The organism is Amycolatopsis sp. NPDC114505 (genome assembly GCF_055633615.1).
The window spans coordinates 1,703,513-1,729,677 of the sequence record NZ_JBVKDV010000003.1 but is presented as its reverse complement, the minus strand read 5'-3'; the positions used below and the strand labels follow the sequence as shown (position 1 = coordinate 1,729,677).

The following is a 26,165-nucleotide window of genomic DNA, read 5'->3' as shown; positions in this document are numbered from 1 at the left end:
CGCTCTCTGTCTGTCCGGACAGTTAACACCACACCGTCGGGTGAGGACGAGGGGTGACAGAAGTTTGCCCGGAAGTCCTTCGCGCGCAGGGACGGCCGCTTCGGCGTCAGATCTTGCGGTACCGGCTTTCGAGCAGCGCGAACACGCCGTAGACCGCGATCCCGGCGGCCAGCACCAGCAGCAGGATCTGCCCGTACGGCTGGACGGCGAGGGTCTTGAGCGCCGGGTCCAGACCACCGGCCTTGGCCGGGTCGTACTCGACGGCGGCGACGACGAACATCGCGCCCACGGTGCCGTAGGCGAGCGCCATCGCGCACCAGCCGACCTGGCCGAGCCGCTCCGTCGACCGCCGCACCGCCGGGGACGCCCCGTCGAAGTCGAGGTCGTGGACGAACTTCTTCCTGATCCCGCGGTAGGCGAGGAACGCGGCCACCGCGACCACGGCTCCGCCGGCCGAGACCACCGCCGCGGCGCCCCAGTCCTCGGCCAGGACCGTGGCCACCACCGAGCCCGCTTTGCCGGAACCGCCGATCGCGGTCTTCGCCGCGCTGTAGGCGACGAGGCCGTACAGCACCACCTCGACGCCGCTGGCCGCCCGCCGGACCCACCGCCGTCGCGGTGCGGCGTGCCGGTGCCCCGCGATCGCTTCGGTGAGCTGCCACAGCGCCAGCAGCCCGGTGCCGGCCGCGATCAGCCAGAGCAGCCACGCTCCGCCGCCCGTGGCCACGATCTGCAGGGCGCCGGCCTTGTCGGCCTTTTCGTTGTCGCCCAGCGCGACCTGGGCCGCCAGCCACGCGACGACGAAGTGCACGACGGCGTAGCAGGCGAGGCCGATTCGGGCGAACAAGGTGAATCCTCGGATGTCGGGCACGGGGGCATCCTGGTCCACGCCGGCCCGATTGACCAGGTGTCCGCCCGTTTTCGCCGTCGATCAGCGGATCGCGTCGTGCGGCAGGACCGCGTGCACACCCCAGGTCTCGTTGGCGACCTGGGTGATCCGCAGGTCCACGACGGGGCTGGCGAGCGCCAGCGCGGTCGGCTTGTCGACGTCGTGGAGCCGCTGCAGCCAGGTCAGCATGGTGTCCAGCGCGTCCGCCGTGGCCTGGTTGAGGTCGGCGTCGAACCCGAAGGTGACCCGGCCTTCCGGGGTCACGGCGTGGATCCCCGGGACCTCCGGCTCCGCCGCCAGCGTCAGGGTGACTTCGGTGGTCATCGGGCATTCGATCGCCGTCCCGCCGACTTCGCCGTGGCCTTGCGCGGCGTGGCCGTCGCCCAGGTGCAGCAGCGCGCCGGGCACGGTCACCGGCAGGACCAGCGTGGACCCGGCCACCAGGTCGCGGCAGTCGATGTTGCCGCCGCCGGCCGCTCGCGGCGGAATGGTCGAGTGGGGTCCCGGCTCGGCCGGGGGAAGGCCGACCACGCCGAGGAAGGGCGCGACGCGGACGGTGTGGCCGAGGTTGCTGGTGGCCGTGTCGTCGCCGATGTCCCACGTCAGGCGCGCGGCGGGTCCGCCGGCGACGCCCAGCCTGCGGTTGAGCGCGGTGTCCTTCACCCCCGCGGTCGTCCAGCCCCAGTCGCCGGGCGTGATCGACCCGAAGTGCACCCGCAGGACCATCCCCGGCTCGGCGCCGCGCACTTCGATCGGCCCGGTCAGGCAGTGCCCGCGCCGGTCCGCGAACAGCGTGGGGCCGTTCAGCCGGCGTTCCAGGTAGCCCCCGGCGTCGAGCGAGCCGACGACGACGGAGTCGCCGGAGGACACCGTCAGCACGGGCGGAGTGGCCCGGTCGAAGACGTCGACGGTGGTCTCGCGGGTTGCCGGCAGCTGGTGCTCAGCCATGGTTCGCCTCCTGGTGACGAGCGTGGTCAAGGCTCGCACGAAGGATGATCACACCCGCGGCGGCCCGGTCGGCGGGGTGTGTTTACATGGAAACTTCGGGGTCAGTCAGGTGACTGAGGCGGGGGACGGATGAGCAACCCATTGGTCGCGGAGACCAAGGATTCGACGACGGCGTATTCGGGGATTTCGCTGCTGGAGTCGGCGGCCGACCTGAAATCCGCGATCGAAAGCGGTGACTGGGCGTCGGTCGCGATGGGTGCCGTCGGTACCGCCCTCGACGCCCTCTCCATGGCCATGGATCCGTTCGGTGCGATCCTCGCCGCCGGTGTCGGCTGGCTCATCGAACACGTCGGGCCGCTAAAGGAAGCCCTCAACGGCTTGACCGGCAACGCCGACGAGATCGCCGCGCAGTCGGAGACGTGGAAGAACATCGCGACCGAGCTGGGCAGTGTCGGGGAAGACCTGACCGGGATGGTCAAAGCGGACACGACGTCGTGGGCCGGGACCGCCGGGGACACTTACCGGCAGCGGGCCCAGGACACGGTCACGTTGCTGGAAACCGCGCAAAAGGGCTGTGAAGGCGCTTCCAGCGGGGTGAAGACCGCCGGTGAGGTGGTCGCGGCGGTGCGGGCGCTGGTGCGTGACATCATCGCGGAGCTGATCGGGCACTTGATCAGCTGGGCGCTGCAGGTGATCTTCACCTTGGGCATCGGTATGACCTGGGTCGTCCCGCAGGTGATCGGTGCGGTGGCGAAGACGGCGTCGAAGATCGCGGATCTGGTCAAGCGGCTGGTGACGGCGCTCAAGGCGCTGGTGCCGTTGCTGAAGCGGGCCGGTGACCTGTTCGGTGACGCGGCCAAGGCGTTGAAGAACATCAAGCCGGGCAAGGCCGCGCCGCCGCCGAAGCACGCCGACATCAAGGGCAACCCGAAGGACCTGGACGGGCCCAAGGGCAAGGGCGGGGACGACTCCACCACGGCCGCGGGCGACCACTCGCCGCCCAAGGGCGACCCGCCGCCGAAGACCGATCCGCCGCCGGCGAAGAACGACCCGCCCAAGACCGATCCGCCGCCGGCCTCGCGCGGCCTCGACAACCCGCCGGGCGGCGACTCGACCAAGTCCGCCGGCGCGAAGGACTCCGGCGGCTCGAAGGGGCCCGACCGGAACACCGCCGAGACCAAGGAACCGGTCTGCAAGGAAGGCAGCGGCGACCCGATCGACGTCCAGACCGGGGACGTCCTGGTCACCGAAACCGACCTCGCCGTGCCGGGGCCGCTCGGCCAGCTCATCGTGCGCAACCACGTCTCGTCCTACCGGGCCGGGCGCTGGTTCGGGCCCTCCTGGGCGTCGCTGGTGGACGAGCGGCTGACCGTGGCGGACGGCACTGTCACCTACTACAGCGCCGACGCGATGATCCTGCGGTTCCCGATGCCCGCGCCGAGCCGGTCGGCCACCGCCCCGCACGGTCCGCTGCGCCGGCTGCACGGGCAGGGCGCCGAGTACGTCCTGGAGAACCCCGCGCGCGGCACCATGCACCGGTTCGTGCCGGCCGACGGGAACCCGGACCTGTTCCTGCTCAAGGAGATCCGCACCGAAACCGGGGGGTACGTCGAGCTGGACCACGACGCCGACGGCGCGCCCACGCTGCTCACGCACTCCGGCGGCGCCCGGATCGCGTTCGACGTCGGCGGCGGCCGGATCCGCGCGGTCCGCGCACTCTCCGAGACTGGGGACGTCCTCGTCGCCCGCTACGACTACGACCCCGGCGGGCACCTCAGCCTGCGCGCGAACTCCTCGCCCCGGGCCGCCCGCTACACCCACGACGCCGAGGGCCGGATCACCGGCTGGACCAACCACGTCGGCGCCTGGTACCGCTACGTCTACGACCAGCACGGCCGCTGCGTGCGGGGCGTCGGCGACCAGGGCTACCTCGACACCACGCTCGCCTACGCCGAGCGGCGCACCACCGTCACCGACTCCTTCGGCAAGCAGACGGTGTACGAGTTCGACGACGACGGCAACACGGTGGCCTTGACCGACCGGCTCGGCGGCGTGACCCGCCGGGAGTGGGGGCCGCGGGACGTGCTGCTCGCCCGCACCGACCCGCTCGGCCGGCGCACCGAGTTCGAGCACGACCCGGACGGGCGGCTGGTTTCGGTCCTGCGCGCCGACGGCTCCCGGGTGCTGATCACCGGCCGGAGCGAAACCGAGCTGACGATCGAGGTGGCCGACGGCGGCCGGGTCTTCCGCCGCCGCTACACCGCCCCGAACCTGCCGGACCCCTACACCGACCCGCTCGGCGTGACCGGCGACCAGCACCACGAGCACACGGCGGAGACCGGGACCGCGCCGGACCTCCCCGCGCCCCGCGTCGAGGCCGATCTGTTCGGGCGGCCGCGGGCGATGGAGGGTGCCGGCGGCCGGGCCGCGTACGCGTGGACGGTCGAAGGCGCCCTGCGGGAAGTCCTCGCCCCGGACGGAACCCGCCGGCAGTGGACGTTCGACGGCGAGAGCGAGGAGACGTCCCGCACCGACGAGCTGGGCCGGGTGGTCCGCACCGAAAACGGCCCGATGGGCACGGTCACCGCCATCGTCGACGCCGCCGGCGCGCGCACCACCCAGCGCTACGACACCGAGCTGCGGCTGGTCGCCGTGACCAACCCCGCCGGGCAGACCTGGCACTACGCCTACGACGCCGAAGAGCGGCTGCTCGCCCAGACGGACTTCGCCGGCCGGGTCACCCGGTGCGCGTACGACGCCGCGGGACAGCGGGTGCGGCTCACCGGCCCGGCCGGGGAGACCGTGGAGTCCCGGTACGACCTGCTGGGCAACCTGACCGAGCGGATCAGCCCGGCGGGCACCGAGACCTACCGCTACGACCCGGTCGGCCGCCTCGTGCGCGCGACCGGACCGGACGGCGTGCTCGAGCTGACGCACGACGCCGAGGGCCGCGTCACGCGCCAGACCACCGCGGCCGGGACCACCACCTTCGGCTACCCCCGCGGCGCGAAGACCCGGCGCACTCCGTCCGGAGTGGACGTCCAATGGGGACAGCACGCGGACGGCGCGGAGCTGCTCCGGATCGCCGGCACCGAGCTGACCCTGCACCAGGACGCCGCCGGCCGGACGCTCGGCCTCGCCGCCGGGCCGAACCCGTTGCTGCGGCAGGAGTTCGACGCGGCGGGCCGGCTCGCCGCGCAGCACACGCCGGCCGGGGTGACGCGCTACCACCGGCGTCCGGACGGCAGCGTCGGCACCCGGGAGGACCCGGCCGGGGGAGTGCGGTACGAGTTCGACCACGCCGGTCGCGTCACCGCCGCCGTCCACCACGGCGGGGCCGAGCGCTACGCCTACGACGTGCTCGGCAACCTGATCTCCTCCTCGCCGGGCACCGGTCCCGAGGCGGGCCCGCGGCAGTACACCGGTGGTGTGCTCGCCGCGGCGGGCGCGGTGCGCTACGCCCACGACGCGCAGGGTCGGCTGGTCGGCCGTACTTTGCCCGCACCGGACGGGACGGCACTGACCTGGACGTTCGGCTGGGACGCGCACGACCACCTGGTCGCGGTGCGCACGCCGGACGGCACCCGGTGGCGCTACCGCTACGACGCGCTGGACCGGCGCGTCGCCAAGGAACGGCTGGACACCGCGGGCGCGGTCGCCGAACGGGTCGACTTCGCCTGGGACGGCACGAGTCTCGTCGAAGCCCGGCACACCGCCGGGGGCGCGCCGGTGGAGACGCTGACCTGGATCCACCACCCCGACGAGGACCGCGTGGTGGCGCAGGCGCGCACCCTGCCCGACGGGCGGGTCGAGGTCTCTCCGCCGTGGTCACCGACGAGGTCGGCACCCCGACCGAGCTGGTCAGCCCGGACCACGGCACGGTCAGCCCGGTGCGGACGAGCCTGTGGGGCCTGACCGCGGCCGGCGCGCGCCCGCCGACGCCGCTGCGGTTCCCCGGCCAGTACTTCGACGCGGAAACCGGCCTGCACTACAACGTCTTCCGCTACTACGACCCGGCCAACGCGCGCTACATCTCGCCGGACCCGCTCGGCCTGACCCCGGCGCTGAACCCCGAGACCTACGTCGAGGACCCGTTCCTCGCCGCCGACCCGCTCGGCCTGACCCGCAACAGCGGCAAGGTCGTCAACTACGCCGACGACCCGACCGCGTTCCTCGACGACGACGCCACGTTCGAATCCGCGGCCCCGTGCAAGAAGGCCTCGAAGAAGCGCCCGAACCCGAACCAGGGCGCCGGAAACGGGGCCTCCGGGTCCGGCTCCGCCGTCAAGAAGCCCCGGACCGGCCGGTACGACCCGCCGGTCACCGGCCAGGACAACGTCTCGCACGGGAACTCCGGCCGCACGGTGATGGAAGGCGGCGGGAAGTCGGGCGGCGGCTCACTCGACGGGTCCGGGCGGGGGAGCCGCCCCGGCGGCACCACCCCGGCGGGCAACCATCTCACCGACGTCAACGAGCTGAACGGGACCAAGCACGCGAACTTCGACCCGCGCCTGCAGGCCGAGCTCGACAAGCTCAAGGGCGACGGCAAGAACGGCTACAAGCCCGACACCGACGAGGGCTACTTCATCAAGGGGCACCTGAAGAACAACGAACTCGGCGGCTCCGGGACCGCCGACAACATGACCACGTTGTCCCGCAAGGCGAACTCCCAGATGTCGGGCAACTTCGAGAGCAAGCTCAAGCAGGCCGACATCCAGATCGGGCAGTTCAAGGACACGGTCAACCGGATGGGCGACACGGAGCTGCAGCGGAAGATGAACGACTGGGGCATCAGCGGGAAGCCCGCGGACTTCCGCAAGGAAGCCCAGGGCCTCAAGGTGGACTACTCGGTCACGGCCAGCGACAACGTCAAGTGGCCGGACGCCAAGAACCCCTCGGAACGGGGCATCCGGGACCACGTCACGCTCGACGCCGGCTACGACGGGCTCACTTCGAACGTGCAGAAGTTCATCCAGCACAACAAGCCGGACAACTTCCTGACGGAGTTCCCGCCGAAGGGGACGAAGCTGGACACGGTCAGCGGGGCGTTCGACCCGCCGATCCGCTGGGGGTCGAACCGGCCGATGCCCAACCTCGCCGAATGACGCGGTGCCCGGGCGGGATCGTCCCGCCCGGCCGCCGGGGCTAGCGTCCCACCTGGGGGCCGATCATCGAGTTCACGTCGATCGGCCGCGGGATCGCGCCGAGCTGCAGCAGCAGGTCGGGAACCCGCTGCAGGCGCCGCGAGTCCAGCGACGAGCCGTAGCCCGGCAAGGTGAGCAGCTTGGCGGTGTCCTCGTCGATCTTGGCGAACCGCACCAGCAGCGGCTCGACCTTGGAGCGGTCGTTGAGGGCGTCGTGAGTGGCCTTCTGCATGGCGCGCTGGAACGCGGCCAGGGTCTTCGGGTTGTCCCGCACCCACTTCCTCGTCGCGCCGTAGCCGGTCAGCGGGAAGTCCTGCGTCGCACCGGTGTTGATGTCGATCACCGGGATCGCGCCGGCCGTCTTGGCGGCCTGCGTGATGTACGGCTCCGGCAGGTACGCGGCGTCCGCCTCGCCCTGCTGCAGCGCCGCGGCGATGTTCGGCAGCGGGATCAGCACCCATTTCACCTTGCCGAAATCGACGCCGTGATCCTGCATCACCGAGCGGGTGAGGAGATCCGAGGCGGTGTTCTTGGCCGTGATCGCGATCTTCTTGTCGGCCAGGTCGAAGATTGTCTTCACGGGAGAGTTCGGAACGGTGACGATCGCATTGGACTTCGGGTTGACCGAGGTCGCGTCGGCGACCAGCTGCATGTCGGCGGCGCCGGTGCTCTTCGCGGTGAAGAACGGCGGGTAGGTCGAGAACGCGATATCGGCTTCACCGGAGATCGACTTCGTCAGCGAGGCCTGACCACTGGCGGCGATGATGGAATCGACGCTGAGGCCTTCGGCCTTGAAGTAGCCGTTGTCCTGGGCCAGCCAGAACGGTGCGAGGTCGGTGGTGGGCAGGATCGAGACCTTCAGTGTCGTCTTTTCCAGGCCGCTGCCGCTGGACGAGGAGCTCGTGCTGGCCGAACCGAGTGCGCCGCAGCCGGTGAGGACCATGACGGCGGCGACGGCGAGTGCGCCGTGACGAGCGCGAACCCGGCCACTGCTCCTGGTGATTCCAAACAAGTCGTGCTCCTCGAAGGAGATGACGGTTGATCTACCGAATCCGGGGAAGATCCGTGATTCATTCCCCGGTGTCTGTCAAGCAGGCCACTGTAGGACCTCGACAACACTTGGCAGGTGCCATGACCGGGAATTCACCACAATGGAGGCATCAATGCTTGATCGAGGATCTTGGTCCGGTGGCCGAACCGCGGACATTTCTACGGATCATGATGGCTGATTGAGGTTCGGGCCACCGATTCCCGGATGTGCGGCCGCCGGAAACGCGGATTCGAGGGGGCTGCTCCGATCGGGTAACCGATGTCGCGGACCGTGCGAACGGATGCCCGATCGGCCCAATGGGAGGTGACCGATAGCGAGTGTCCGCACAATTTGCGATTAATCGCAAAAGCGTCGTCTCGACGGTCGTGCGGAGTCGACGGGAACCGGCGCGCCGGCGGTCTTGTGGTCGGTGGTGCTCGCGAGGCGCTTCGGAGATCCGCTTCGGGAACGGGCCGGAGTGCGCCGCGGCGGACTGCGGAAAACGTGGCCACGACGACGTCGCGCAATGCAAAAGTCAGAGGTCCGGTGATCACGCTCGCGGCGGCGGCGGACCGGCGAATTCATGCTATCGAAATCAAATGGTTGCCGTCGTTGTTCCGGCCGGCACGGTATAATCAGGGGCTTGAGCCAATTGTGGAGGAAGCCCGCGGGGGGAAGCCGGAATGATCGGGCCGGCATCGGGGTGGCCGTCGGGGTGGCATTGTCGAAATCGTCGAACGGTGCGTGCCGCGGACATGAGGACGGCCGCAGCGGGAAGGGGTGCTCCCGGCTGCGGCCGCGGGGGGCCGGTTCCCTCAGTTGTAGCCCATTTCGTCGGGTGAAACGCCGATCGGCGCTCGGTTGTCCGGCCCGGTGACGTGGCTGGACTCGAATGTCTTGTCCGTGCCACCGGCGGCGATCGCCGCGGCAGCACCCGGAACGCTCAGTGTGAAGACGCTCAACGTGACCGCGGCGCCGATGGCGACCGCTCGCTGAACCCGCATCATTCCTCCGGTGGTCGATCGTGCACGAATGACTGTTCGGGGTTGGCGGACCTTTTAGCGGCGCCGGAGTGACCGGCGGATGATGATCCACCACTACCGGTGGTGGAATCACGCTGTGATCACGAATCGGGAAATTTGTCGAAATGGATGTTTGAGGACGGACTGCGGCTGCCCATCCGGGCCGTCCAAGCATACCTCTTGTTGGGTAACGTTTTTCCTTCTATTATCGCCGGTGTGCGACCGCTCACGGACGGTTCCGAGCTTCTGGTCGGTCGGGACGACGAGCTGTCCCGGCTGGTCGGCTGGATTCGTGAGGCGGTCGAGGGGCGCGGCCGGGCCGTGCTGGTGGACGGCGAACCGGGTATCGGCAAGTCCGCGCTGGTGCGCGCCGGCGCCGCCGCGGCCGAGAGCGCCGGCTGCCAGGTGTACTGGGGAGCCGGTGACGAGCTCGGGCAGGCGCTGCCGCTGCTACCGCTCCTGGACGCCCTGCAGATCGCGCCGGTGACGCGGGATCCCCGTCGTGACGCCATCTCCGGGCTGCTGGGCGGCGAAGCCGTCGCGGGCAAGGGTGCCGACCTCGCCGCCGCGGCCGCCGAGCAGCTGATCGCGCTGGTGGACGAGCTCTGCCAGGACGGGCCGGTCATGCTGGTCGTCGACGAGCTGCAGTGGGCCGATCGCACGACGGTGGCGGTGTGGAGCCGGATCGCCCGCTCGGTCCGGCGGCTCCCGCTGCTCCTGGTCGGGGTGATGCGCCCGGTGCCGCGCCGCGACGACCTCCGGTCGCTCTTCCGGGTCGTCGGTCCGGCCGAGCGGCTGCGGCTGAGCCGGCTGGCGGAACCGGCGGTGCTCGAACTGGTGGCCGCGCTGGCCGGTGGCAGACCGGGTTCCCGGCTGGAGGAGCTCGCCGCCGGTGCGGCCGGGAACCCGTTGTACCTCACCGAACTGCTCGACGCGCTGGCCAGGAGCTCGTGCCTGGAAGTCGATCCCGCCGGTGTCGCGGAGCTGACCGGCACGGCCAAGCCGGACTCCCTGCCGGAGGCGATCGCGGACCGGCTGGGTTTCCTGTCCGAGGCGGCGCGCACCGTGCTGCGGGCGGCGGCGCTGCTCGGGGACGGCTTCTCGGTCGCGGACCTCGTGACCGTGCGGAACAGCTCGCTCGCCGAGCTGATGCCGGCCCTCGACGAGGCGCGGGCCGCCGGGGTGCTGGTGGCGGCCGGTGACGACCTGGCGTTCCGGCACACGTTGATCCGCCGGGCGTTGTACGACGAGATGCCGACGGCGGTCCGGGTCGCCTGGCACCAGGACGCCGCGTTCGCGCTGGCCGAGGCGAGCGCCCCGGTCGAGCGGGTCGCGCGGCAGCTGCTGCCCATGGTGTCCACAACGGACAGCCGGGTGCCGGTGCCCGCCTGGGCCGTGCGGTGGTTGCTCGACGTGGCCACGCCGTTGATCGGCCAGGCCCCCGAGGCCGCCGTCGCGCTCCTGCGCCGGGCGGTGCGGGACGCGCCGCTCGACGACGCCGTGACCGGCGCGCTGGCGTGCCGGCTGGCCGACGCGTACTACCGGGTGGGCAACGTCGCCCAGGCCGAGCGGATCGCCTCCCGCGCACTGGACCGCGTCCGCGACCCCGACGTGGTCGTCGACCTGCACACGACGGTCGTGCAGTGCCACGGGATGACCGGCCGCTCCGCCGAATCCCTCGCCACGCTGACCGAAGCACTGAAGCAGCCGGGGCTGGAAGCCCGGCACCGGGCCCGGTTGCTGGTACTCATCGCGCGCACCCACCGCGACCTCGGCGAGGTCGACACCGCGGGCCGGGTCGCCACCGCGGCGCTGGTGGAGCTCGGCGCGGTCGAAGACCGCTGGGCGACCGGCTGGGCGCTGCACGTGCTGAGCCTGGTCGCGATGATGCGGGGCGACTGGACCGGCGCGCTGCCGCTGTTCGAGCGCGCGATGGTCATCGTGCGGGGCGATCCCGCGCTGATCGACCTCACGCTGCTGCTGCGCATCAACCAGTCGGTGACCTTCGGCGCGCTCGACCGCTACACCGACGCGCTCGCCGCCGCCGGGCGGGCGCGGGAGCTGGCCGACCGCACCGGCAGCGCCGTGCGGCTGAACCAGGTCCAGAGCGCGCTCGGGCAGCTGCTGCTCGGCGCCGGGCGCTGGGACGACGCGCTGGCCGAGGTGGACGTCGTCCCCGACGAGCGCAAGGACCCGAGCGTCGTGTGCTGCGACCACGGGGTCGCCGCGATCATCCACTTCCACCGCGGCCAGGCGGCCGCGGCGAGCCGGCACCTCGAGATCGCGGCGCCGTACTCGGAACGCATCGGCGACCGGGTCGTGGAGTCCCTGGTGCGGGCCCGCTGCCTGGCCTTCGAGCACGCCGGCACCCCGGAGCTGGCGCTCTCGCTGCTGATCGACGTGCTGACCGGCGAGGACGCGGGGGAGGACCTGCTGGGCGACGCCGCCCGGCTGGCCGCGGCGACCGGCGACGCGGGGACCGCGGCGCAGATCGAAGCCAGGGCACGCGCGATCGCCGCCGAGTCCACCGTTCCGCACCGCCTCGCGCTCGCCTTGTACTGCCGCGGTCTGCTCGAGCGGGACGCGCCGACGTTGCTGCGGGCCGCCGACGGCTACGGCGAGGCGGGCCGGCCGCTCTCCCGGGCCAAAGCGCTGGAAGCGGCCGCGTTCGCCTTCGCCAACACCGAGGCCGAGGCCGAGGACCGCGGCTCGGCGCGGGCGGCGTTCACGCACGCCATCGACCTCTACTCCGAGCTGGACGCGCAATGGGACGTGGCGAGGCTGCGCGCCCAGTTCCGGGCGTTCGGCATCCGGCGCGGCCCGACGGCGAAGCACCGCCAGGCCACGCACGGCTGGGACAGCCTCACCCCGACCGAGGACAAGATCGCCGCGCTCGTGGTCGAAGGCATGTCGAACCCGCAGATCGCGGCCCGCCTCTACCTGTCCCCGCGCACGGTCGGCACGCACGTTTCGCACATCCTGACCAAGCTCGGCGTGAACTCGCGCATCGACATCGCCCGCGAGGCCCGGCACCGGTTCGCCTAGGGCCGGGCCCCGGGGCCGCGGACGTCCGAAGTGGACGGTGCGGGTCATCGTCTCAGACTCCGACCTCCGGAGCGCTGTCCTGGGGGCGCACGACGAGGGCGCGCGAAACCGGCTTCGCCGAAGTGGTCCGGCGCGTCACGGCGGCGTGCCCGCTGACCACCTGGCCGAGCAGGATCGCCAGCACCAGCAGCAGCGGAGTCCGCCAAGTGCCGGTGTAGGTGTGCAGCCAGCCGCAGGCCAGTACGCCGAATCCCGCGATGACGTAGCCCACTCCCTGCACCACGGCGGACAGGGAGAGCGAGCTGCCCTTGCTGCGCAACGAGATCGTCGTCAGGGCGAACGCGAGCCCGCCCATGCCGGTGCCGGTGGCCGCGGCCCACAGCCAGGGCGCGGCCGCCGGGGCGAGGAGCAGGCCGGCGACGCCGATGACGTTGGGCACGGCCAGTGCGACGACGAGCAAGGTCTGGTTCTGCCACCGGCGCGTCCAGCCCGGCACGAGCCACATCATGGGCAGCCCCATGGCCATCGACAGCGCGAGGCACGCACCCGCGGTCCCCGGCGGGACGCCCGCGTCGCGCAGGATGCCCGGGAGCCAGCCCATGACCAGGAACGTCACCGTCGAAATGAGCCCGAAGTGAATGGTCAAGGCGGAGGCCGGCACCCACCCGGTGGCCGCCCGCGGCGACCCGAACTCGCCGGGGGTGCGCTGCCACACCTGCTGGGCCAGCAGGGCCACGACCGCCCACAGGCCGAGGGCGACCCGCCACGACGACGACATCACCACGGCCGGCGTGACCAGCGCGCCCGCCGTGCTGCCGAGCCCGAGCCCGAGGGTGAAGGCGGCGGACCCGTTGGCCAGCAGGGGAAGCATGGTGCCGAGCACGGCGATGGACAGGCAGGCCAGCGCCGTCCCGATCAGGAGTGGCGCCGGCCCGCCCAGTACCCGGCCGGCCAGCGACAGCACCAGCCCGAGGAGGGCCACGGTGATCGTCCGGTGCGTTCCCACCCGGCCGCACAGCCACGGGGTCGCCCAGCCGCCCAGACCGATCGCCCACAGGGGCAGCGCGACGAGGACGGCGGCGACGAGGGCACTGGCGGCGGAGATGTCGGGAAGAGCGGCGCCCAGGCTGGTCACGGCCGGTCTGAGGTTGATGGCGAGGATGAAAATCACGGCCGTGGAGACGGTGGTAGCACGGAACATCGCTCCTCCTCGGGGGTGGAGGTCCGGAGCGGCGTACTCCGTAGAGCAATGCTTCTTCACACGTGTGAAGCAGACATCCGTCACCTGACGTATGTACGAAGTTACGTTGTGGCGCAACGATTGTGTCGTGCTTCGGCAGCCTGCGGATGGGCGTGCATCGGCACGGCCGAAGGGAACCTCGGCGGCCCGTGGTGTGACTAGTTCACGCCGGAAGGAGTGGATCAGTGGAAGATTCTGCCCTCACTTCGGCCCGGGCGCGCACTTAGAGTGACACGCGTCCCGAGCGCCGGGCCCGCCTCCGGGGCCGGACCCGCCGACCGAAAGAGCAGACCCATGCCGGACCAAGCGCGCGTCCCCGGAGACGGCGTCCTCGACGGGCTGATGCAGCCGCGGCCGCTCACGATCGCGCACATCGTCGACCGCGCGGAGCGGCTCTTCGCGCACAAGCCGGTCGTGACGGCCGGTTCCGGGCGGCTCACCTACGCCGAGGTGGCCGGCCACACCCGGCGGCTCGCCACCGCGCTGGACGCCCTCGGCGTCCCGGCCGGCGCCCGGGTCGCCACCTTCGCGAGCAACAGCCGGCGCCACCTGGAGCTCTACCTCGGGGTGCCGGCCACCAAGCGGGTGCTGCACTCGATCAACATCCGGCTGTCGGCGGAGCACCTCGAGTACATCGTCAACCACGCCGAGGACGACGTCGTGTTCGTCGATCGCGGGCTGCTGCCGCGCATCTGGCCCAGTGTCGGCCGGTTGCCGCTGGTGCGGCACTGGGTGGTGCTGCCCGACGGCACCGACGGCGAGATCCCGGCGGACCCCCGCATCGCGCACTACGACGAGCTGATCGCCGCGGCCGAGCCGTTCGCGGGGTCGTTCGAGGACGCCTTCGAGCTCGCGGACGAGAACCTGGCGTCCGGGCTGTGCTACACCTCCGGCACGACCGGGCCGCCGAAGGGCGTGCTCTACAGCCACCGCTCGACGGTCCTGCACTGCCTGGGCACGCTCGCGGCCGGCCTCATCGGGATCAGCGAGAGCGACGTCGTGCTGCCGATCGTGCCGATGTTCCACGCCAACGCCTGGGGCCTGCCCTACGGCGCGATGATGGCGGGCGCCGCGCTGGTCCTGCCCGGCGCGTCCGCGGACCCGGCGCACCTGCTGGGGCTGATGGCGGCCGAGCGGGTGACCGTCGCCGGGGCCGTGCCCACGGTCTGGACCAGCCTGGCCCCGCACCTGCGCGAGCACGACCTGAGTGCCACGCGGTTCCTGCTCGGCGGCGGCTCCGCCGTCCCGCCGGCGCTGTCGGAGACCTACCGCGCCGCGATCGGCGTCCCCATCACCCATTCCTGGGGGATGACGGAGGTCAGCCCGGTCGGCGTCATCGGGGGCACGCGCACCCAGCACCGGGACGCGAGCGAGGCCGGGCGGCTGGCCGTGCGGGCGGCCCAGGGCCAGCCCCTGCCGCTGGTGAACGTGCGGATCGCCGACGTCGAGACGGGCCGGGAGCTGCCGTGCGACGGCGTGGCCGTCGGCGAGCTGCAGGTGGCCGGCCCCTGGGTGGCGGGCGGCTACTACCGGGTGGACGCCCAGAGCAGCTTCACCGGGGACGGCTGGCTGCGCACCGGGGACCTGGCCACCATCGACGCCGAGGGCTACCTGCGGCTGGTGGACCGGATGAAGGACCTGATCAAGTCCGGCGGCGAGTGGATCTCGTCGGTCGAGCTCGAGGGCGCCATCGCCTCCCACCCCGACGTCGTCGAAGTCGCCGTGGTCGCCCGGCCGGACCCGCGGTGGATGGAACGCCCGGTCGCCTACGTCGCCCTGCGCGAAGGCAGCACCGCCACGGCCGAGGAGCTGCTGCGGCACATCACGCCGCTGGTCGCCAAGTGGTGGCTGCCCGACGAGTTCGTCTTCCTGCCCACGCTGCCCAAGACGGGCACCGGCAAGCTATCGAAGCTCGCCCTGCGGGACTCGGCCCGGATCGCCTGAGGCGCCTCACGCCGGGGTGGTCGCGCGGAGCTGGTGCAGCCGCAGCCCGAGCCGCAGTTCCAGGTCGTTCTCGCGGCGCCAGTCGAGGCCGAGCACGGTGCCGGCCCGGTCCAGCCGCTTGAGCAGGGTGTTGACGTGCAGGTGCAGCGCCCGGGCGGTCGCCGCGACGTTGGCGTGGTGGAGGTAGTAGGCGCTGAGGGTGTCGACGAGCCCGGCGTTGCGCCGCTCGTCGTAGTCGAGGAGCGCGCCGATGGAGCCGGCGAGGAAGCGGTCGAGCTCGCCGGCCCGTTCGGGGTCGAAGACCATGGCGTACAGCGCGTACTGGCGCGTGGTGGCGCCCAGGTCGGTGTGCCCGAGCGCGCGCACCACCGCACCGCAGCGCCGGGCGAGGGAGAAGGCGCGGGACCAGTCGTGGTCGACCGCGCGTTCCCCGACGACGACGAGCGGGCTGCCCAGGGTGCGCCGCAGTCCACTGTGGACTTCCGCGGCGGTCCGCTCGTCGTCCCCGCCGGGGAGGATCAGCGTGGCCCGGCCCAGGTGCTCGCCCGCCAGCCCGGCGCGCTCCCGCGCGATGCCGTGCAGGTGGCGCGAAAGATCGGTCGAGGCCACGGTGGGGGAGTCCGCGACGAGGACCAGGTCCAGGGCGTCGACGTCGATGTTGCGGGCGCGGGTGCGGGCGCGCTGGGCCGTGCTGATCCCGGGGCCGCCGACCATGAGCTCGGTCAGCAGCTCGCCGCTCAGCCGCTCGCCGGCGTCGGCGACGGCCCGCTCCTTGAGGATGAGCAGCCCGAGGATGTGGGTGGCCCGCTCGAGGGTGCGCAGGTCCATCGCGTCCGGGACCTCGTTGTCACCGGCGGGTTTCCGGCTCCACGCGAGGGCGCCGAGGTAGCTGTCGCCCGCCTGGATCGCGGCGACGCTGTGGGCCGTCCCGCCGGCGCCGGCCGAGAACGCGCACCGGCCCGAGCGTCGTGCCTCCTCGACGGCGCCGGCCAGCTCGGCGTCCACCGGATCCGGGCACGGACTCGACGCCGAGTCCCGCCGGACGACGGCGGTACCGGTGTGGCCGACGAGCGTCACGCTGCCGCCGAGCTGGTCGGCGAGCAGCTGCGCGACCTCGCCCGGCGTCCCGCCGCCCAGGACCGCACCGGTCAGCGCTTCGTGGATCTCTTGCGCCCGTTCGCTCTTCCGGTACGCCACCCGCAGCTCCCGCAGCGCGGTCCGGCTCGCCTCGTAGAGCCGGGCGTTGTCGATGGCCACCGCGGCGTGGTCGGCGAACGCGTTCAGCAGCGCGATCTCGTCGGCCTGGAAGGACCGCTCGGAGCGGTCCGCGGCGAACAGGGCGCCCACCGCCTCGCCCCGGATGACCAGGGGAACACCGAGCAGTGCCACGAGTTTCTCGGTGGTGACCAGGCGGTCGAAGTCCCGGTCGTGCTCGATCGCGGTCGCGGCGGCGTAGTCGCGCACCCAGTGCGGGCGCCGGGAGGCCAGCACCTTGCCCCCGAGTCCCACCCCGGTCGGGATCGCCGCCGCGAGGAAGGTGGGGGAGACCGTGCCCTCCGCCGCCTTGGCCGACAACCGGCCGTCCGCGCCGACGAGGGAAAGGTAGGTGAAGTCCGTGCCGATCAGGTCGTGGGCGTGGTGGACGATCGACTGCAGCACCTCGTCGAGCTCACCCAGCGCGGTGAGCGACTTGACGGTCGCGTACAACGACGCCAGCTCCCGCTGCCGCCGTGTCTCCGCCGTACCGGATCCACTGGCCACGGTGCCTTCCTTCCTCGGCGGTGAGTGGACGAAAGCGCCACCGTTGGGGCGGCAGGAGTGGGTGGTCCACACCTCAACCCCAGCGTAACGGCGTCCTAACATGACCGCCATCACCGGGCTGCGCTCAAAGACGAAGGCGGCATCCATGGCAATTCCCCTCACCCAACCCGAAGGACAGTCCGGCCACGCCGACGCCGGGTCGTCCCCGACCCGGCGGCGGGCCTTCCGCAAGCTGCTGGCCGCCGGGCTCGTCGGCAGCTCGATCGAGTGGTACGACTTCTTCCTCTACGGCACCGCCGCAGCCTTGGTGTTCCCCAAGGTGTTCTTCCCGCACGCTTCGGCGCTGACCGGAACCCTCCTCGCGTTCAGCACGTTCTGGGCCGGTTTCGTGGCGCGGCCGATCGGCGGGGTGCTCGCCGGGCACCTCGGGGACAAGTACGGGCGCAAGCCGGTCGTCGTCGCCTGCCTGGCGGTCATGGGGGCCGCCACCTTCCTGATCGGCTGCCTGCCCACCGCGGCGAGCGTCGGCGCGCTGGCCCCGACGCTGCTGGTCGTGCTGCGGTTCGTGCAGGGGCTCGCCACCGGTGGCCAGTGGGGCGGCATCGTGCTCCTGCTCACCGAGTCCGCCGGCCCCAAGCGGCGTGGCTTCGCCGGAACGTTCGGCCAAACCAGCGTTCCCGTGGCCGTGATCCTCTCGAACCTGATCTTCGTCGGCGCCAGCGCGCTGATGCCGGACGCCGCGTTCCTCAGCTGGGGCTGGCGCATCCCGTTCCTGCTCAGCGTCGTGATGTTCTCGGTGGTCCTCTACATCCAGGCCAAGGTGGAGGACACGCCGGAGTTCCGCGAGCTGCAGAAGGAAACGGCCAAGCCCGGCGAAGCGGTGGTCCGGGCCCCGCTGGCCCAGGTCCTGCGCAGCAAGGGGGGCACCATCCTGCTCGGCTGCGGGCTCCTGTCCGCCACCAACAGCCTGTTCTACGTCAGCATCTCCGGGCTGTTGAGCTACGGCACCGGTTCTCTGGGGCTCAAGCGCAATTCCCTGCTCGCGGTCGTGCTGCTCGCGTCCGTGGCGATGCTCGTGGTCATCCCGTGGTCCGGCCACCTCTCGGACAAGGTGGGCCGCCGGCCGCTGATCCTGATCGGCGGTCTGGGCGTCGCGGTGTGGGCCTTCCCGTACTTCGGGCTCGTCGGCACCGCCTCGCTGCCGCTGATCTTCGTCGCGGTGACGGTGGGTTTCATCTTCCAGACCCTCACCTACGGCCCGATCGCGAGCTTCCTCGGCGAGCTCTTCGCGCCGGGCGTCCGCTACTCGGGCGCGTCGCTGGCCTACCAGCTGTCCGCGATCATCGTCAGCGGCGGCACGCCGTTCCTGATGACCGCCCTCATCGCGGGGACCGGGAACACCCTGGCGGTCGCCGGCTACATCACGCTGATGGGGCTGATCACCTTCGCCAGCGCGTGGTTCCTGCCGGAGACGAACCCCGCCGAAGTCCGGGACGACCCGCACGCCATCCCCGGCGCGCACCTCTACGCCGGGAAATGAGGTCCGAGTGAAGCGAACGACCCGCCGGCTCGCAGTGCCGGTGCTGACGCTCCTGGTGGCGACCGCCCTGGCCGGACCCGCTGCCGCGACGCCGACCTCGACCCCGCCGGCGCCGGGGTGCGCCGCGCTGAACCAGCTGAAGATCCCGGCGTCGGTCATGAGCCTGCCGACGACCGGCGGCCGCGTCACGGCGGCCGCGGTCACGACCGCCGTCGTCAGCGGCAAGACGATCCGGTTCTGCCAGGTCGACGCCGACCTCTTCCCCGTCGACCCGGCCGCGCCCGCCATCAAGCTGCGCGTCGACCTGCCCGACGACTGGAACCGCAAGGCGCTGATGTTCGGCGGTGGCGGCTACAACGGCACCATCCCCGATCCGGCGTCGAACGTGCCGTTCGGCCCGGCGGACCAGCCGGCGCCGCTGGCCCGCGGGTACGCGACGTTCGCGAGCGACTCCGGTCACCAGCAGAACCCGGCGTCCCCGCCGTCCCTCGACGGGTCGTTCGGGGCGAACGACGAGGCCCTGACGAACTTCGCCGCCGGTGACGCCCTCAAGAAGACCCTCGACGCGAGCCTGTTCCTGATCCGGCACGGCTACGGGGCGAAGCCCGCCGAAGTCTTCTTCTCCGGCGGATCGACCGGCGGCCGCGAAGCGCTCAACGTCGCCCAGCGCTGGCCGACCGCGTTCGACGGCGTGATCGCGGCCTACCCGGCCTGGAACAACCTCGCCGAGATCCTCGACCTGGGGTACCTGGCACAGGTCCTGTCCCGCCCCGGCGCGTTCCTCGGCGTCGACAAGCAAACGCTCGTCTACACCAGCGTCGTCAACGCTTGTGACCGCCTGGACGGCTTGGCGGACAAGGTGATTTCGAACCCCGGAGCTTGCCACTTCGACCCTCGCGCGCTCCGCTGCCCGGGCGGCACCGACGCCGGTCCGGCGTGCCTGTCGGACGCGCAGATCGGGGCGGTGACGGCGATGTCGTCGCCGTTCCGGTGGCCGTACCGCGTCGCCAGCGGCGAAACGCAGTACCCGGGCTTCCCGTTCCTCTCAGGGGCGGACATGCGGACCCCGTTCCTCGGGTTCGGCACCACCGCCCCGGCGAACCCGATGCCGGTCACCAGTGGCTACGGGATGCAGTACTGGGACCAGTGGGTCAAGTACTTCCTGACCCGGGACCCGCTGCAGAACTCGCTCGACATCGATCCCCGGCACCCCGGGAAGTGGCTCGGCCGGATCAGCGCGTTGTCCACAGTGGAGGATCGCAACAACGCGGACCTGCGCCCGTTCGCCCGGGCCGGCGGCAAGCTGATCCTGCTCCACGGCGCGGCGGACGAGCTGGTTTCGCCCTACTCGACCAGCGACTACTACGAGCGGGTGCGCGCGGTGTCGGGTCCGCGGGCGACCGACGCGTTCCTGCGCTACTACGTCGTGCCCGGAGCGAACCACGCCAACTTCGGCACTCCGGCGGTCACCGCGAGCTGGGATTCGTTGTCGGCGCTGGAACGCTGGGTCGACCGGGGACAGCCGCCGGTGAACCCGGTCCTGACCGACACGACCCATGCCCGCACGCGGCCGCTCTGCGCGTACCCGGAGTGGCCGCAGTACCGGAAGGGGGATCCGAGCCTGGCCTCGAGCTTCGCCTGCACGCGCTGAAACCGGTGCGCGCCCGGGTCAGGCGTCGGCCTGCTCGTCGGTGATCGAGTCGAGGATGTCGGCCGCGATGGTGCGGGCCGCCGGCCGCAACTGCTCGCTGAGCGCGAAGAACAGCTCCTGGGCCGGCTCGGCGGGCCAGTCCGCCGGCAGGTGCTCCCGGGGCAGCCGGGGGTCGGTGCGGATGGTCTGCAGCCAGTCGGACTCCAGGAGCAGGTCGCGGGCGAGGCTGTCGGGCACCTGGGCCGCGGGGTCCCGCCAGCGGGCCAGGAACGCCCGGTAGCGCCCGGCCAGCCCGTCGGTGTCCCAGGCCTCCCGGACGATCCCGGCGACCTCCGTCGGCGGCAGCGCCCGGGCCTGGAACACCTTGACGTGACCGTCGGCGCCGAGGCCGTCGAGCAGCGGGACCGGGTCGACCTCGCCCGGTGCGATCCAGAGGCCGCCCTGCAGGCTGCCGAACCCGGCCCACAGCAGCCGGGACCGCAGGGCGTGCCGCTGGCGCTGCCACGACTCGGGCATCGAGAACCCGAGCAGCGTCCACGTGCCGTCCCACTGCCGGTTGACCGCGCCGGCCCGCCAGATGCGGCGCTCGCCGTCGTGCAGGATCGCCCGCGACCGTTCGGTGAGGCCGACGTAGACGTGCCGGCCGCGGCGCACCCGGTGCAGCAGGCCGCGTCGCGCCATGCGGCTCAGAGTGGACCGGGTGGCGTGCTCGGAGACGCCGACGCGGTCCAGCACGTCGAGCACGCTCGCCGTGGCGACGTGGATCCCGCGGTCGAGGACGTGGCAGGCGAAGAACGTGAGCAGCAGCGTCTGCGGACGCGGGGTGTCGGCGCCGATGCCCTCGGCGGCGGAGACGGCCAGATCGCTCACGCCCGCGAGCATAAGCCCCCTCCTGATGTTGGGCAGTGTCTTGACGGTGGTCACCAAAGTGCTTAACGTTCGTCGCGACGTGACGCGGGTCACGTGGGGACGGCGACGAGGCAGGAGCGATGGCAGAAAACCTCCGCTCGCGGGCGCAGCTGCGCCGCGCGGTGCTCTCCAGCTACTTCGGCAGCGTGATCGAGTACTACGACTTCCTCCTCTACGCCACGGCGTCGGCGGTGGTGTTCAACAAGGTCTTCTTCTCGAACCTGGACCCGGTGCTCGGCACGATCGCCAGCCTCGGCACCTTCACCACCGGCTACCTGGCGCGGCCGATCGGCGGGATCGTCTTCGGGCACTTCGGTGACCTGCTGGGGCGCAAGCGGATGCTCGTGATCACGATGTCGATGATGGGCGTCGCGAGCACGCTGATCGGCGTCCTGCCGACCTACGCGCAGATCGGGGTGTGGGCGCCGGTCCTGCTGATCGTGCTGCGCGTGCTGCAGGGCATCGCCGTCGGCGGCGAGTGGGGCGGCGCGGTGCTGATGTCGGCCGAGCACGCGACCAGCCGCCGCGGGCTCTGGGCGAGCTTCACCAACGCCGGGGCACCCAGCGGGATGGTGGTGTCCACGCTGCTGCTCACGCTGATGGGCGCGGTGACCACCGACGCGCAGTTCCTCTCGTGGGGCTGGCGCGTGCCGTTCCTGCTCAGCGTCGTGCTGCTCGCCATCGGCCTGTTCGTCCGGCTGAAGGTCGACGAGACGCCGGTGTTCGCCACGGCCGAACGGTCCGCCGGGGCGCCGCTGCTGGAGGTGCTGCGCCACCACCCGAAGAACCTGCTGCTGGCGATCGGCGTGGGGTTCGGTGCCTTCGTCGCGCAGGGCACGCTCACCACCTACCTCCTGTCCTACGCCGTCCACGCGGGGTTCGCGCGCCAGACCGTGCTGAACGCGATCACCGTGTCCTCGGTCGGTGCGGTGATCGGCATCATCGGCTACTCGGCGCTGTCCGACCGCGTCGGGAGACGTCCGGTGGTCATCGCCGGGGCGCTGGCCATGGGCGTGGTCGGGTTCGTGCTGTTCCCGCTGATCGACAGCGGTTCGGCGGCGCTGCTGACGCTGGCGGTCGTGCTGGGGCAGTCGGTCGCGCACCCGGCGATGTACGGCCCGCTGGCCGCGCTGTACACGGAGCTGTTCGCCACCCGCAGCCGCTACACCGGCGCGTCGCTCGGCTACCAGATCGCCGGCCTCGGCGCGGGCATCGGCCCGGTGGTGTTCGCGGCCGTCGCCGGCGCGGGGACGGGCCTGATCTCCGCGGTGATCGCGGGCTGCTGCCTCGTCACGGTGCTGTGCGTGCTCGTCCTGCGCGAAAGCCGCGACGTCGACTTGGCGGATCCGGCCGGGGTGGTCGCCGGGAGCGCGTGATGACGGTTCGCATTACAGTCGGACTCGTTCCGCGGCACCGCCCGCCGCCTCCGAGCGAAGGAGTTCGCATGCAAGGCGTAGATCCCTCCGTGCCACCCAGCGGCACGGGCTGCGCGGACTGCGACACCGCCGATCCGCAGGGCTGGTGGTTCCACCTCCGGCGCTGTGCCGAATGCGGGCACATCGGGTGCTGCGACTCCTCGCCCGGTCAGCACGCGAGTGCCCACGCCGCGGCCTCGGGACACCGGTTCGTGCGCAGCTTCGAGCCCGGCGAAGAGTGGTTCTGGGACTACGGCGAGCAGGCGATGTACGAGTCCGGTCCGGAGCTCGCCGCTCCCGGGCACCGGCCGCTGACCCAGAGCGCGCCGGGGCCGGCCGACCGCGTGCCCGAGGACTGGAACCAGCGCCTGCACCAGTGAGCGGCGCTTTTCCTGTCCTGTAGACAACCTGGGACGTGCGTCCTTCCGGTGCTACCCTCGCTTGAATCGTTTCAAGTCGGGTGGGTGGAGCGGTCATGGCCGGTTGTCGCGCACGAGTCCTGCTCGCTTTCCTGGCCGCGTCGCTGGTGACGTCGTTCGCGACGCCGGCCGCGAGCGGGTCCGAAGGGCAGCTCCAAGCCTTCGACCTGCGGACCGACAACGTCGTCGACCCGCTGGCCGCGAGCGCCACCCCGTCCCTGAGCTGGAAGCTCCGGTCCGGACAGCCCGGCGCGCGGCAGACGGCGTACCGGATCCTCGTCGCGAGCAGTCCCCGGCTGCTCGCCGAGAACCGGGCCGACGTCTGGGACAGCGGCCGGGTCGCGAGCGCAGAGTCCGTCGCGGTGCCCTACCGCGGGCCCGCCGCCGGCGTCGGGAAGCGGAACTACTGGACCGTCGAAGTGTGGGGCGCCCGCGGGGGATCGCCGGCCAAGGCCGCCCCGGCGTGGTGGGAGACCGGGCCCGCGCGGCCGGCCGAGTGGGCGGGCGCCGAGTGGATCACGCCGGACACCGGCGGTGCCTACGCCTGGCAGGACTTCGTCCTGGACACCGACTTCACGATCAAGTCCGCGGCCGCGAGCGTGGTCTTCCGGGCCGCCGGGCCCGACGACTTCCTGATGTGGCAGGTGAACGCCGCCACCACCCCGGGCAAGGTGCTGCTGCGGCCGCACGCCAAGACCCACGGATCCTTCGCGCTCCTCGGGGAGACCGACCTGGGCGCGGTCATCACCCCGCAGACCGTCGGCGCCCCGCACCACCTGCGGATCGAAGCGCGGGGGAGCACCGTCGTCACGGCCATCGACGGCACCGAGGTGGACTCCCGGACGGTCGACGCGGTGCGCGTAGGCACCATCGGGTTCCGGACCTCGGTCAGCCAGGGCACGCCCGAAGCCGCCGCCTACGACAACCTGGCCGTGCACGGTCTCGACGGCGCGCCGCTGTTCTCCGACGACTTTTCGGCCACCCCGGACGCCCGGTTCCCCGGCGCCACGATCACCGGCGGGATGCTCGAACCCCAGGGTGATCCGCTCCTGCTCGCCCAGTCGCCGGACGCGCCGTTGCTGCGCCACGAGTTCACCCTGGACAAGCCGGTCGCGAGCGCCCGCGCCTACGTCTACGGGCTGGGCTTCTACGAACTGAGCCTGAACGGCGGCAAGGTCGGCGACCAGGTGCTGTCGCCGGGGAGCACGCCGTACGACAAGCGGAACCTGTACGACTCCTTCGACGTGACGGATCAGGTCCACATCGGACGGAACGCCGCGGGCCTGTGGCTGGGCAACGGGTACGGGTCGCGCTTCAGCCAGTACGGGTTCCGCTGGACCGGGCCGAAGCAGGGGATCGTGGCGCTGGTCGTCACCTTCGCGGACGGGACCCGCCGGACGGTCACGACCGACGGCTCCTGGCGGTGGTCGGACGGCCCGGTGACGGCCAACGACCTCTACGCGGGCGAAAGCTACGACGCCCGGCTGCGGCAGAACGGCTGGGACCGGCCCGGCTTCGACGACTCGGCCTGGCACCCGGTGAAGGCCGCGACCGCGCCTTCGCCGTCCCTCACCGGCTCGACCGCACCGCCGATCCGCGTGGTCCGCACCCTCCGGCCCGTCGCGGTGAAGCAGCCGCGTCCCGGTGTGTACGTCTACGACTTCGGGGAGAACTTCGCCGGCTGGGCGCGGCTGCGCGTCGCCGGGCCGGCCGGCACGACCGTGCGCATGCGGACCGCGGAAGAGCTGACCTCGGACGGAATGCTCGACACGACGACCAACCGCAACGCCGCGTCGACCGACTCCTACACGCTCGGCCCCGCACCCGGGGTCCAGGTCTACGAGCCTCGGTTCACCTACCACGGCTTCCGCTACCTCGAGCTCACCGGCTTCCCGGGGAAACCGGACCTCGGCAGTGTCGCCGGCCGGGTCGCGCACGCCGACGTCGCCGCCACCGGGCGCGTCGAGACGTCCGACCCGCTGCTGAACGCGATCTGGGCGAACAACCGGCGCGCGGTCCTGAACAACTCGATGAGCCTGCCGACGGACAACCCCGTCCGCGACGAGCGGACGCCGCCGGGCATGGACGTGCAGGCCTACCACGACGCGTCCGTCCTCGACTTCGGCATGGACACCTTCTACGGCAAGTACCTGCTCGACCTGCCGCCCGGCACGGCGCTGCCCAGCGACGACGGCAACGCGCAGCTGCCGGACATGGGCGGCGGCTCGGTCGACCTGGCCTGGTCGCTCTACGAGCAGTACGGCGACCTCGGCCGGCTCGCCGCCGCCTACCCGGCGATGAAGGCGTTCGTGGACACCAACGCCGCCACCTACCCGGGTCTCGTCTGGCCGGAGGACCGCGGGTTCGGCGACTGGTGCCCGCCCGACCCGAACGCCGGTGGGGGACAGGGAAACCCGTCCGCCGGCGCGTGCTTCAGCGAGCGCTCGCTGGTCAACACCGCGCTGTCCTACCGGCAGGCCGACGACGTCGCGAAAGCCGCGCGGGCACTCGGGAACTCCGGCGACGCGGCGCACTTCGCGGACCTGGCGAAGGAGATCGCCGCCGCGTTCAACGCCCACTTCCTCGACGGCGCCACCTACGGCGACGGCCGGCAGACGACCGGCATCCTGCCGCTCGCCTTCGGCATGGTGCCGCCGGACAAGGTGACCGCCGTCGGCGCGAAGCTGGCCGACACGATCCTGACCAAGGACGGCGGGCACCTCGACACCGGCATCTTCGGCACCCGCTACCTGCCCGAAGCGCTCGCGGCGGCGGGGCGGATCGACGTCGCCTTGACTGTGCTCCGCCAGAAGACGTACCCGGGTTTCGGGTACGAGATCGGCCGCGGCGCGACGACGCCGTGGGAACAGTGGACGTACGAGTCCGGCATGGAAACCCACGACCACGCGATGTTCGCCGGGATCAACGCCGCCTTCTACACGCAGTTCGCCGGCATCACGCCCGCGGCGCCGGGGTACGCGTCGATCGCCATCGCCCCGCGGGTGCCCGCCGGGCTCAGGCACGTCGCCGCGTCGATCGACACGGTCCGCGGGGTGGTCGCTTCGGAGTGGACGCAGACCGGTTGCCGCTTCGACCTCACCGTGACCGTGCCGGCCAACACGACCGCCACGGTCACCCTGCCGACCGGGCAGCGGATGCCGGTCGCTTCGGGAACGTCGAAGTTCACCGTGCGCCACTGCGCCTGAGG

16 protein-coding genes are annotated in these 26,165 nt (G+C 71.9%); 9 read left to right on the top strand and 7 right to left on the bottom strand.

Going from position 1 to position 26,165, the window contains the following annotated elements:
• Positions 1-106 precede the first annotated feature (106 nt).
• Together ACZ7OU_RS37060 and ACZ7OU_RS37055 are read right to left on the bottom strand one after the other, a co-directional pair.
• Entirely contained in the window at positions 107-847 is a 741-nt protein-coding gene (locus ACZ7OU_RS37060; protein ID WP_470242993.1) for a DUF1206 domain-containing protein, read from the bottom strand.
• Between the two features lie 84 nt (positions 848-931).
• Positions 932-1,837: an acetamidase/formamidase family protein gene (locus tag ACZ7OU_RS37055; protein ID WP_470258811.1), complete on the bottom strand. Its 906-nt coding sequence runs from the start codon at positions 1,835-1,837 to the stop codon at positions 932-934.
• 129 nt (positions 1,838-1,966) lie between these two features.
• On the opposite strand from ACZ7OU_RS37055, the gene ACZ7OU_RS37050 reads away from it, so the two are divergent.
• Positions 1,967-5,752, top strand: a complete 3,786-nt coding sequence (locus ACZ7OU_RS37050) for a DUF6531 domain-containing protein (protein ID WP_470258810.1) — start codon at positions 1,967-1,969, stop codon at positions 5,750-5,752.
• On the top strand, positions 5,662-6,942 hold the full coding sequence (locus tag ACZ7OU_RS37045) for an RHS repeat-associated core domain-containing protein (protein WP_470258809.1): 1,281 nt from the start codon (positions 5,662-5,664) through the stop codon (positions 6,940-6,942). Before ACZ7OU_RS37050 ends, ACZ7OU_RS37045 begins: the two co-directional genes overlap by 91 nt.
• Positions 6,943-6,982: 40 nt before the next feature.
• On the opposite strand, the gene ACZ7OU_RS37040 is transcribed toward ACZ7OU_RS37045, so the two are convergent.
• A complete protein-coding gene (locus tag ACZ7OU_RS37040) occupies positions 6,983-7,993 on the bottom strand; it encodes an ABC transporter substrate-binding protein (RefSeq protein ID WP_470242990.1) in 1,011 nt (336 codons plus the stop codon).
• Positions 7,994-8,826: 833 nt separating this feature from the next.
• The gene (locus tag ACZ7OU_RS37035) at positions 8,827-9,015 is read right to left on the bottom strand and encodes a hypothetical protein (protein WP_470258808.1); all 189 of its coding nucleotides are present in this window, start codon (positions 9,013-9,015) and stop codon (positions 8,827-8,829) included.
• A gap of 234 nt (positions 9,016-9,249) precedes the next feature.
• Here ACZ7OU_RS37035 and ACZ7OU_RS37030 point away from each other — a divergent pair, with 234 nt between their 5' ends.
• Entirely contained in the window at positions 9,250-12,078 is a 2,829-nt protein-coding gene (locus ACZ7OU_RS37030; RefSeq protein WP_470242988.1) for a helix-turn-helix transcriptional regulator, read from the top strand.
• 52 nt (positions 12,079-12,130) lie between these two features.
• Here the strand turns inward: ACZ7OU_RS37030 and ACZ7OU_RS37025 are convergent, their stop codons facing one another.
• Entirely contained in the window at positions 12,131-13,279 is a 1,149-nt protein-coding gene (locus tag ACZ7OU_RS37025) for an MFS transporter (RefSeq protein WP_470258807.1), read from the bottom strand.
• Between the two features lie 333 nt (positions 13,280-13,612).
• Between ACZ7OU_RS37025 and ACZ7OU_RS37020 the strand changes: the two genes are divergently transcribed.
• Entirely contained in the window at positions 13,613-15,262 is a 1,650-nt protein-coding gene (locus ACZ7OU_RS37020; protein ID WP_470242986.1) for a long-chain fatty acid--CoA ligase, read from the top strand.
• 6 nt (positions 15,263-15,268) lie between these two features.
• Here ACZ7OU_RS37020 and ACZ7OU_RS37015 read toward each other — a convergent pair whose 3' ends face one another.
• The gene (locus ACZ7OU_RS37015) at positions 15,269-17,023 is read right to left on the bottom strand and encodes a helix-turn-helix domain-containing protein (RefSeq protein WP_470258806.1); all 1,755 of its coding nucleotides are present in this window, start codon (positions 17,021-17,023) and stop codon (positions 15,269-15,271) included.
• Between the two features lie 145 nt (positions 17,024-17,168).
• Between ACZ7OU_RS37015 and ACZ7OU_RS37010 the strand changes: the two genes are divergently transcribed.
• Together ACZ7OU_RS37010 and ACZ7OU_RS37005 are read left to right on the top strand one after the other, a co-directional pair.
• Positions 17,169-18,563 carry an MFS transporter gene (locus tag ACZ7OU_RS37010; RefSeq protein ID WP_470258805.1) on the top strand — a complete coding sequence of 465 codons (1,395 nt, stop codon included), beginning with the start codon at positions 17,169-17,171 and terminating at the stop codon, positions 18,561-18,563.
• A gap of 157 nt (positions 18,564-18,720) precedes the next feature.
• Positions 18,721-20,214, top strand: a complete 1,494-nt coding sequence (locus tag ACZ7OU_RS37005; protein ID WP_470259038.1) for a tannase/feruloyl esterase family alpha/beta hydrolase — start codon at positions 18,721-18,723, stop codon at positions 20,212-20,214.
• 18 nt (positions 20,215-20,232) lie between these two features.
• Here ACZ7OU_RS37005 and ACZ7OU_RS37000 read toward each other — a convergent pair whose 3' ends face one another.
• Positions 20,233-21,084: a PaaX family transcriptional regulator gene (locus ACZ7OU_RS37000; protein WP_470242983.1), complete on the bottom strand. Its 852-nt coding sequence runs from the start codon at positions 21,082-21,084 to the stop codon at positions 20,233-20,235.
• A gap of 119 nt (positions 21,085-21,203) precedes the next feature.
• Here ACZ7OU_RS37000 and ACZ7OU_RS36995 point away from each other — a divergent pair, with 119 nt between their 5' ends.
• From ACZ7OU_RS36995 to ACZ7OU_RS36985, 3 genes are all read left to right on the top strand, one after another.
• Positions 21,204-22,499: an MFS transporter gene (locus ACZ7OU_RS36995; protein WP_470242982.1), complete on the top strand. Its 1,296-nt coding sequence runs from the start codon at positions 21,204-21,206 to the stop codon at positions 22,497-22,499.
• Positions 22,500-22,567: 68 nt separating this feature from the next.
• Positions 22,568-22,918, top strand: a complete 351-nt coding sequence (locus tag ACZ7OU_RS36990; protein WP_470258804.1) for a UBP-type zinc finger domain-containing protein — start codon at positions 22,568-22,570, stop codon at positions 22,916-22,918.
• A 95-nt stretch (positions 22,919-23,013) separates the two neighbouring features.
• Positions 23,014-26,163 carry a family 78 glycoside hydrolase catalytic domain gene (locus tag ACZ7OU_RS36985; protein ID WP_470258803.1) on the top strand — a complete coding sequence of 1,050 codons (3,150 nt, stop codon included), beginning with the start codon at positions 23,014-23,016 and terminating at the stop codon, positions 26,161-26,163.
• Positions 26,164-26,165: the final 2 nt, after the last annotated feature.

What these genes read in the sequence shown, in the direction of transcription:
- ACZ7OU_RS37055 (WP_470258811.1), bottom strand. Translation starts at nt 1,837, where the DNA reads ATGGCTGAGCACCAGCTGCCGGCAACCCGCGAGACCACCGTCGACGTC.
- ACZ7OU_RS37050 (WP_470258810.1), top strand. Translation starts at nt 1,967, where the DNA reads ATGAGCAACCCATTGGTCGCGGAGACCAAGGATTCGACGACGGCGTAT.
- ACZ7OU_RS37035 (WP_470258808.1), bottom strand. Translation starts at nt 9,015, where the DNA reads ATGCGGGTTCAGCGAGCGGTCGCCATCGGCGCCGCGGTCACGTTGAGC.
- ACZ7OU_RS37025 (WP_470258807.1), bottom strand. Translation starts at nt 13,279, where the DNA reads ATGTTCCGTGCTACCACCGTCTCCACGGCCGTGATTTTCATCCTCGCC.
- ACZ7OU_RS37020 (WP_470242986.1), top strand. Translation starts at nt 13,613, where the DNA reads ATGCCGGACCAAGCGCGCGTCCCCGGAGACGGCGTCCTCGACGGGCTG.
- ACZ7OU_RS37010 (WP_470258805.1), top strand. Translation starts at nt 17,169, where the DNA reads ATGGCAATTCCCCTCACCCAACCCGAAGGACAGTCCGGCCACGCCGAC.
- ACZ7OU_RS37005 (WP_470259038.1), top strand. Translation starts at nt 18,721, where the DNA reads ATGAGCCTGCCGACGACCGGCGGCCGCGTCACGGCGGCCGCGGTCACG.
- ACZ7OU_RS36995 (WP_470242982.1), top strand. Translation starts at nt 21,204, where the DNA reads ATGGCAGAAAACCTCCGCTCGCGGGCGCAGCTGCGCCGCGCGGTGCTC.
- ACZ7OU_RS36990 (WP_470258804.1), top strand. Translation starts at nt 22,568, where the DNA reads ATGCAAGGCGTAGATCCCTCCGTGCCACCCAGCGGCACGGGCTGCGCG.
- ACZ7OU_RS36985 (WP_470258803.1), top strand. Translation starts at nt 23,014, where the DNA reads ATGGCCGGTTGTCGCGCACGAGTCCTGCTCGCTTTCCTGGCCGCGTCG.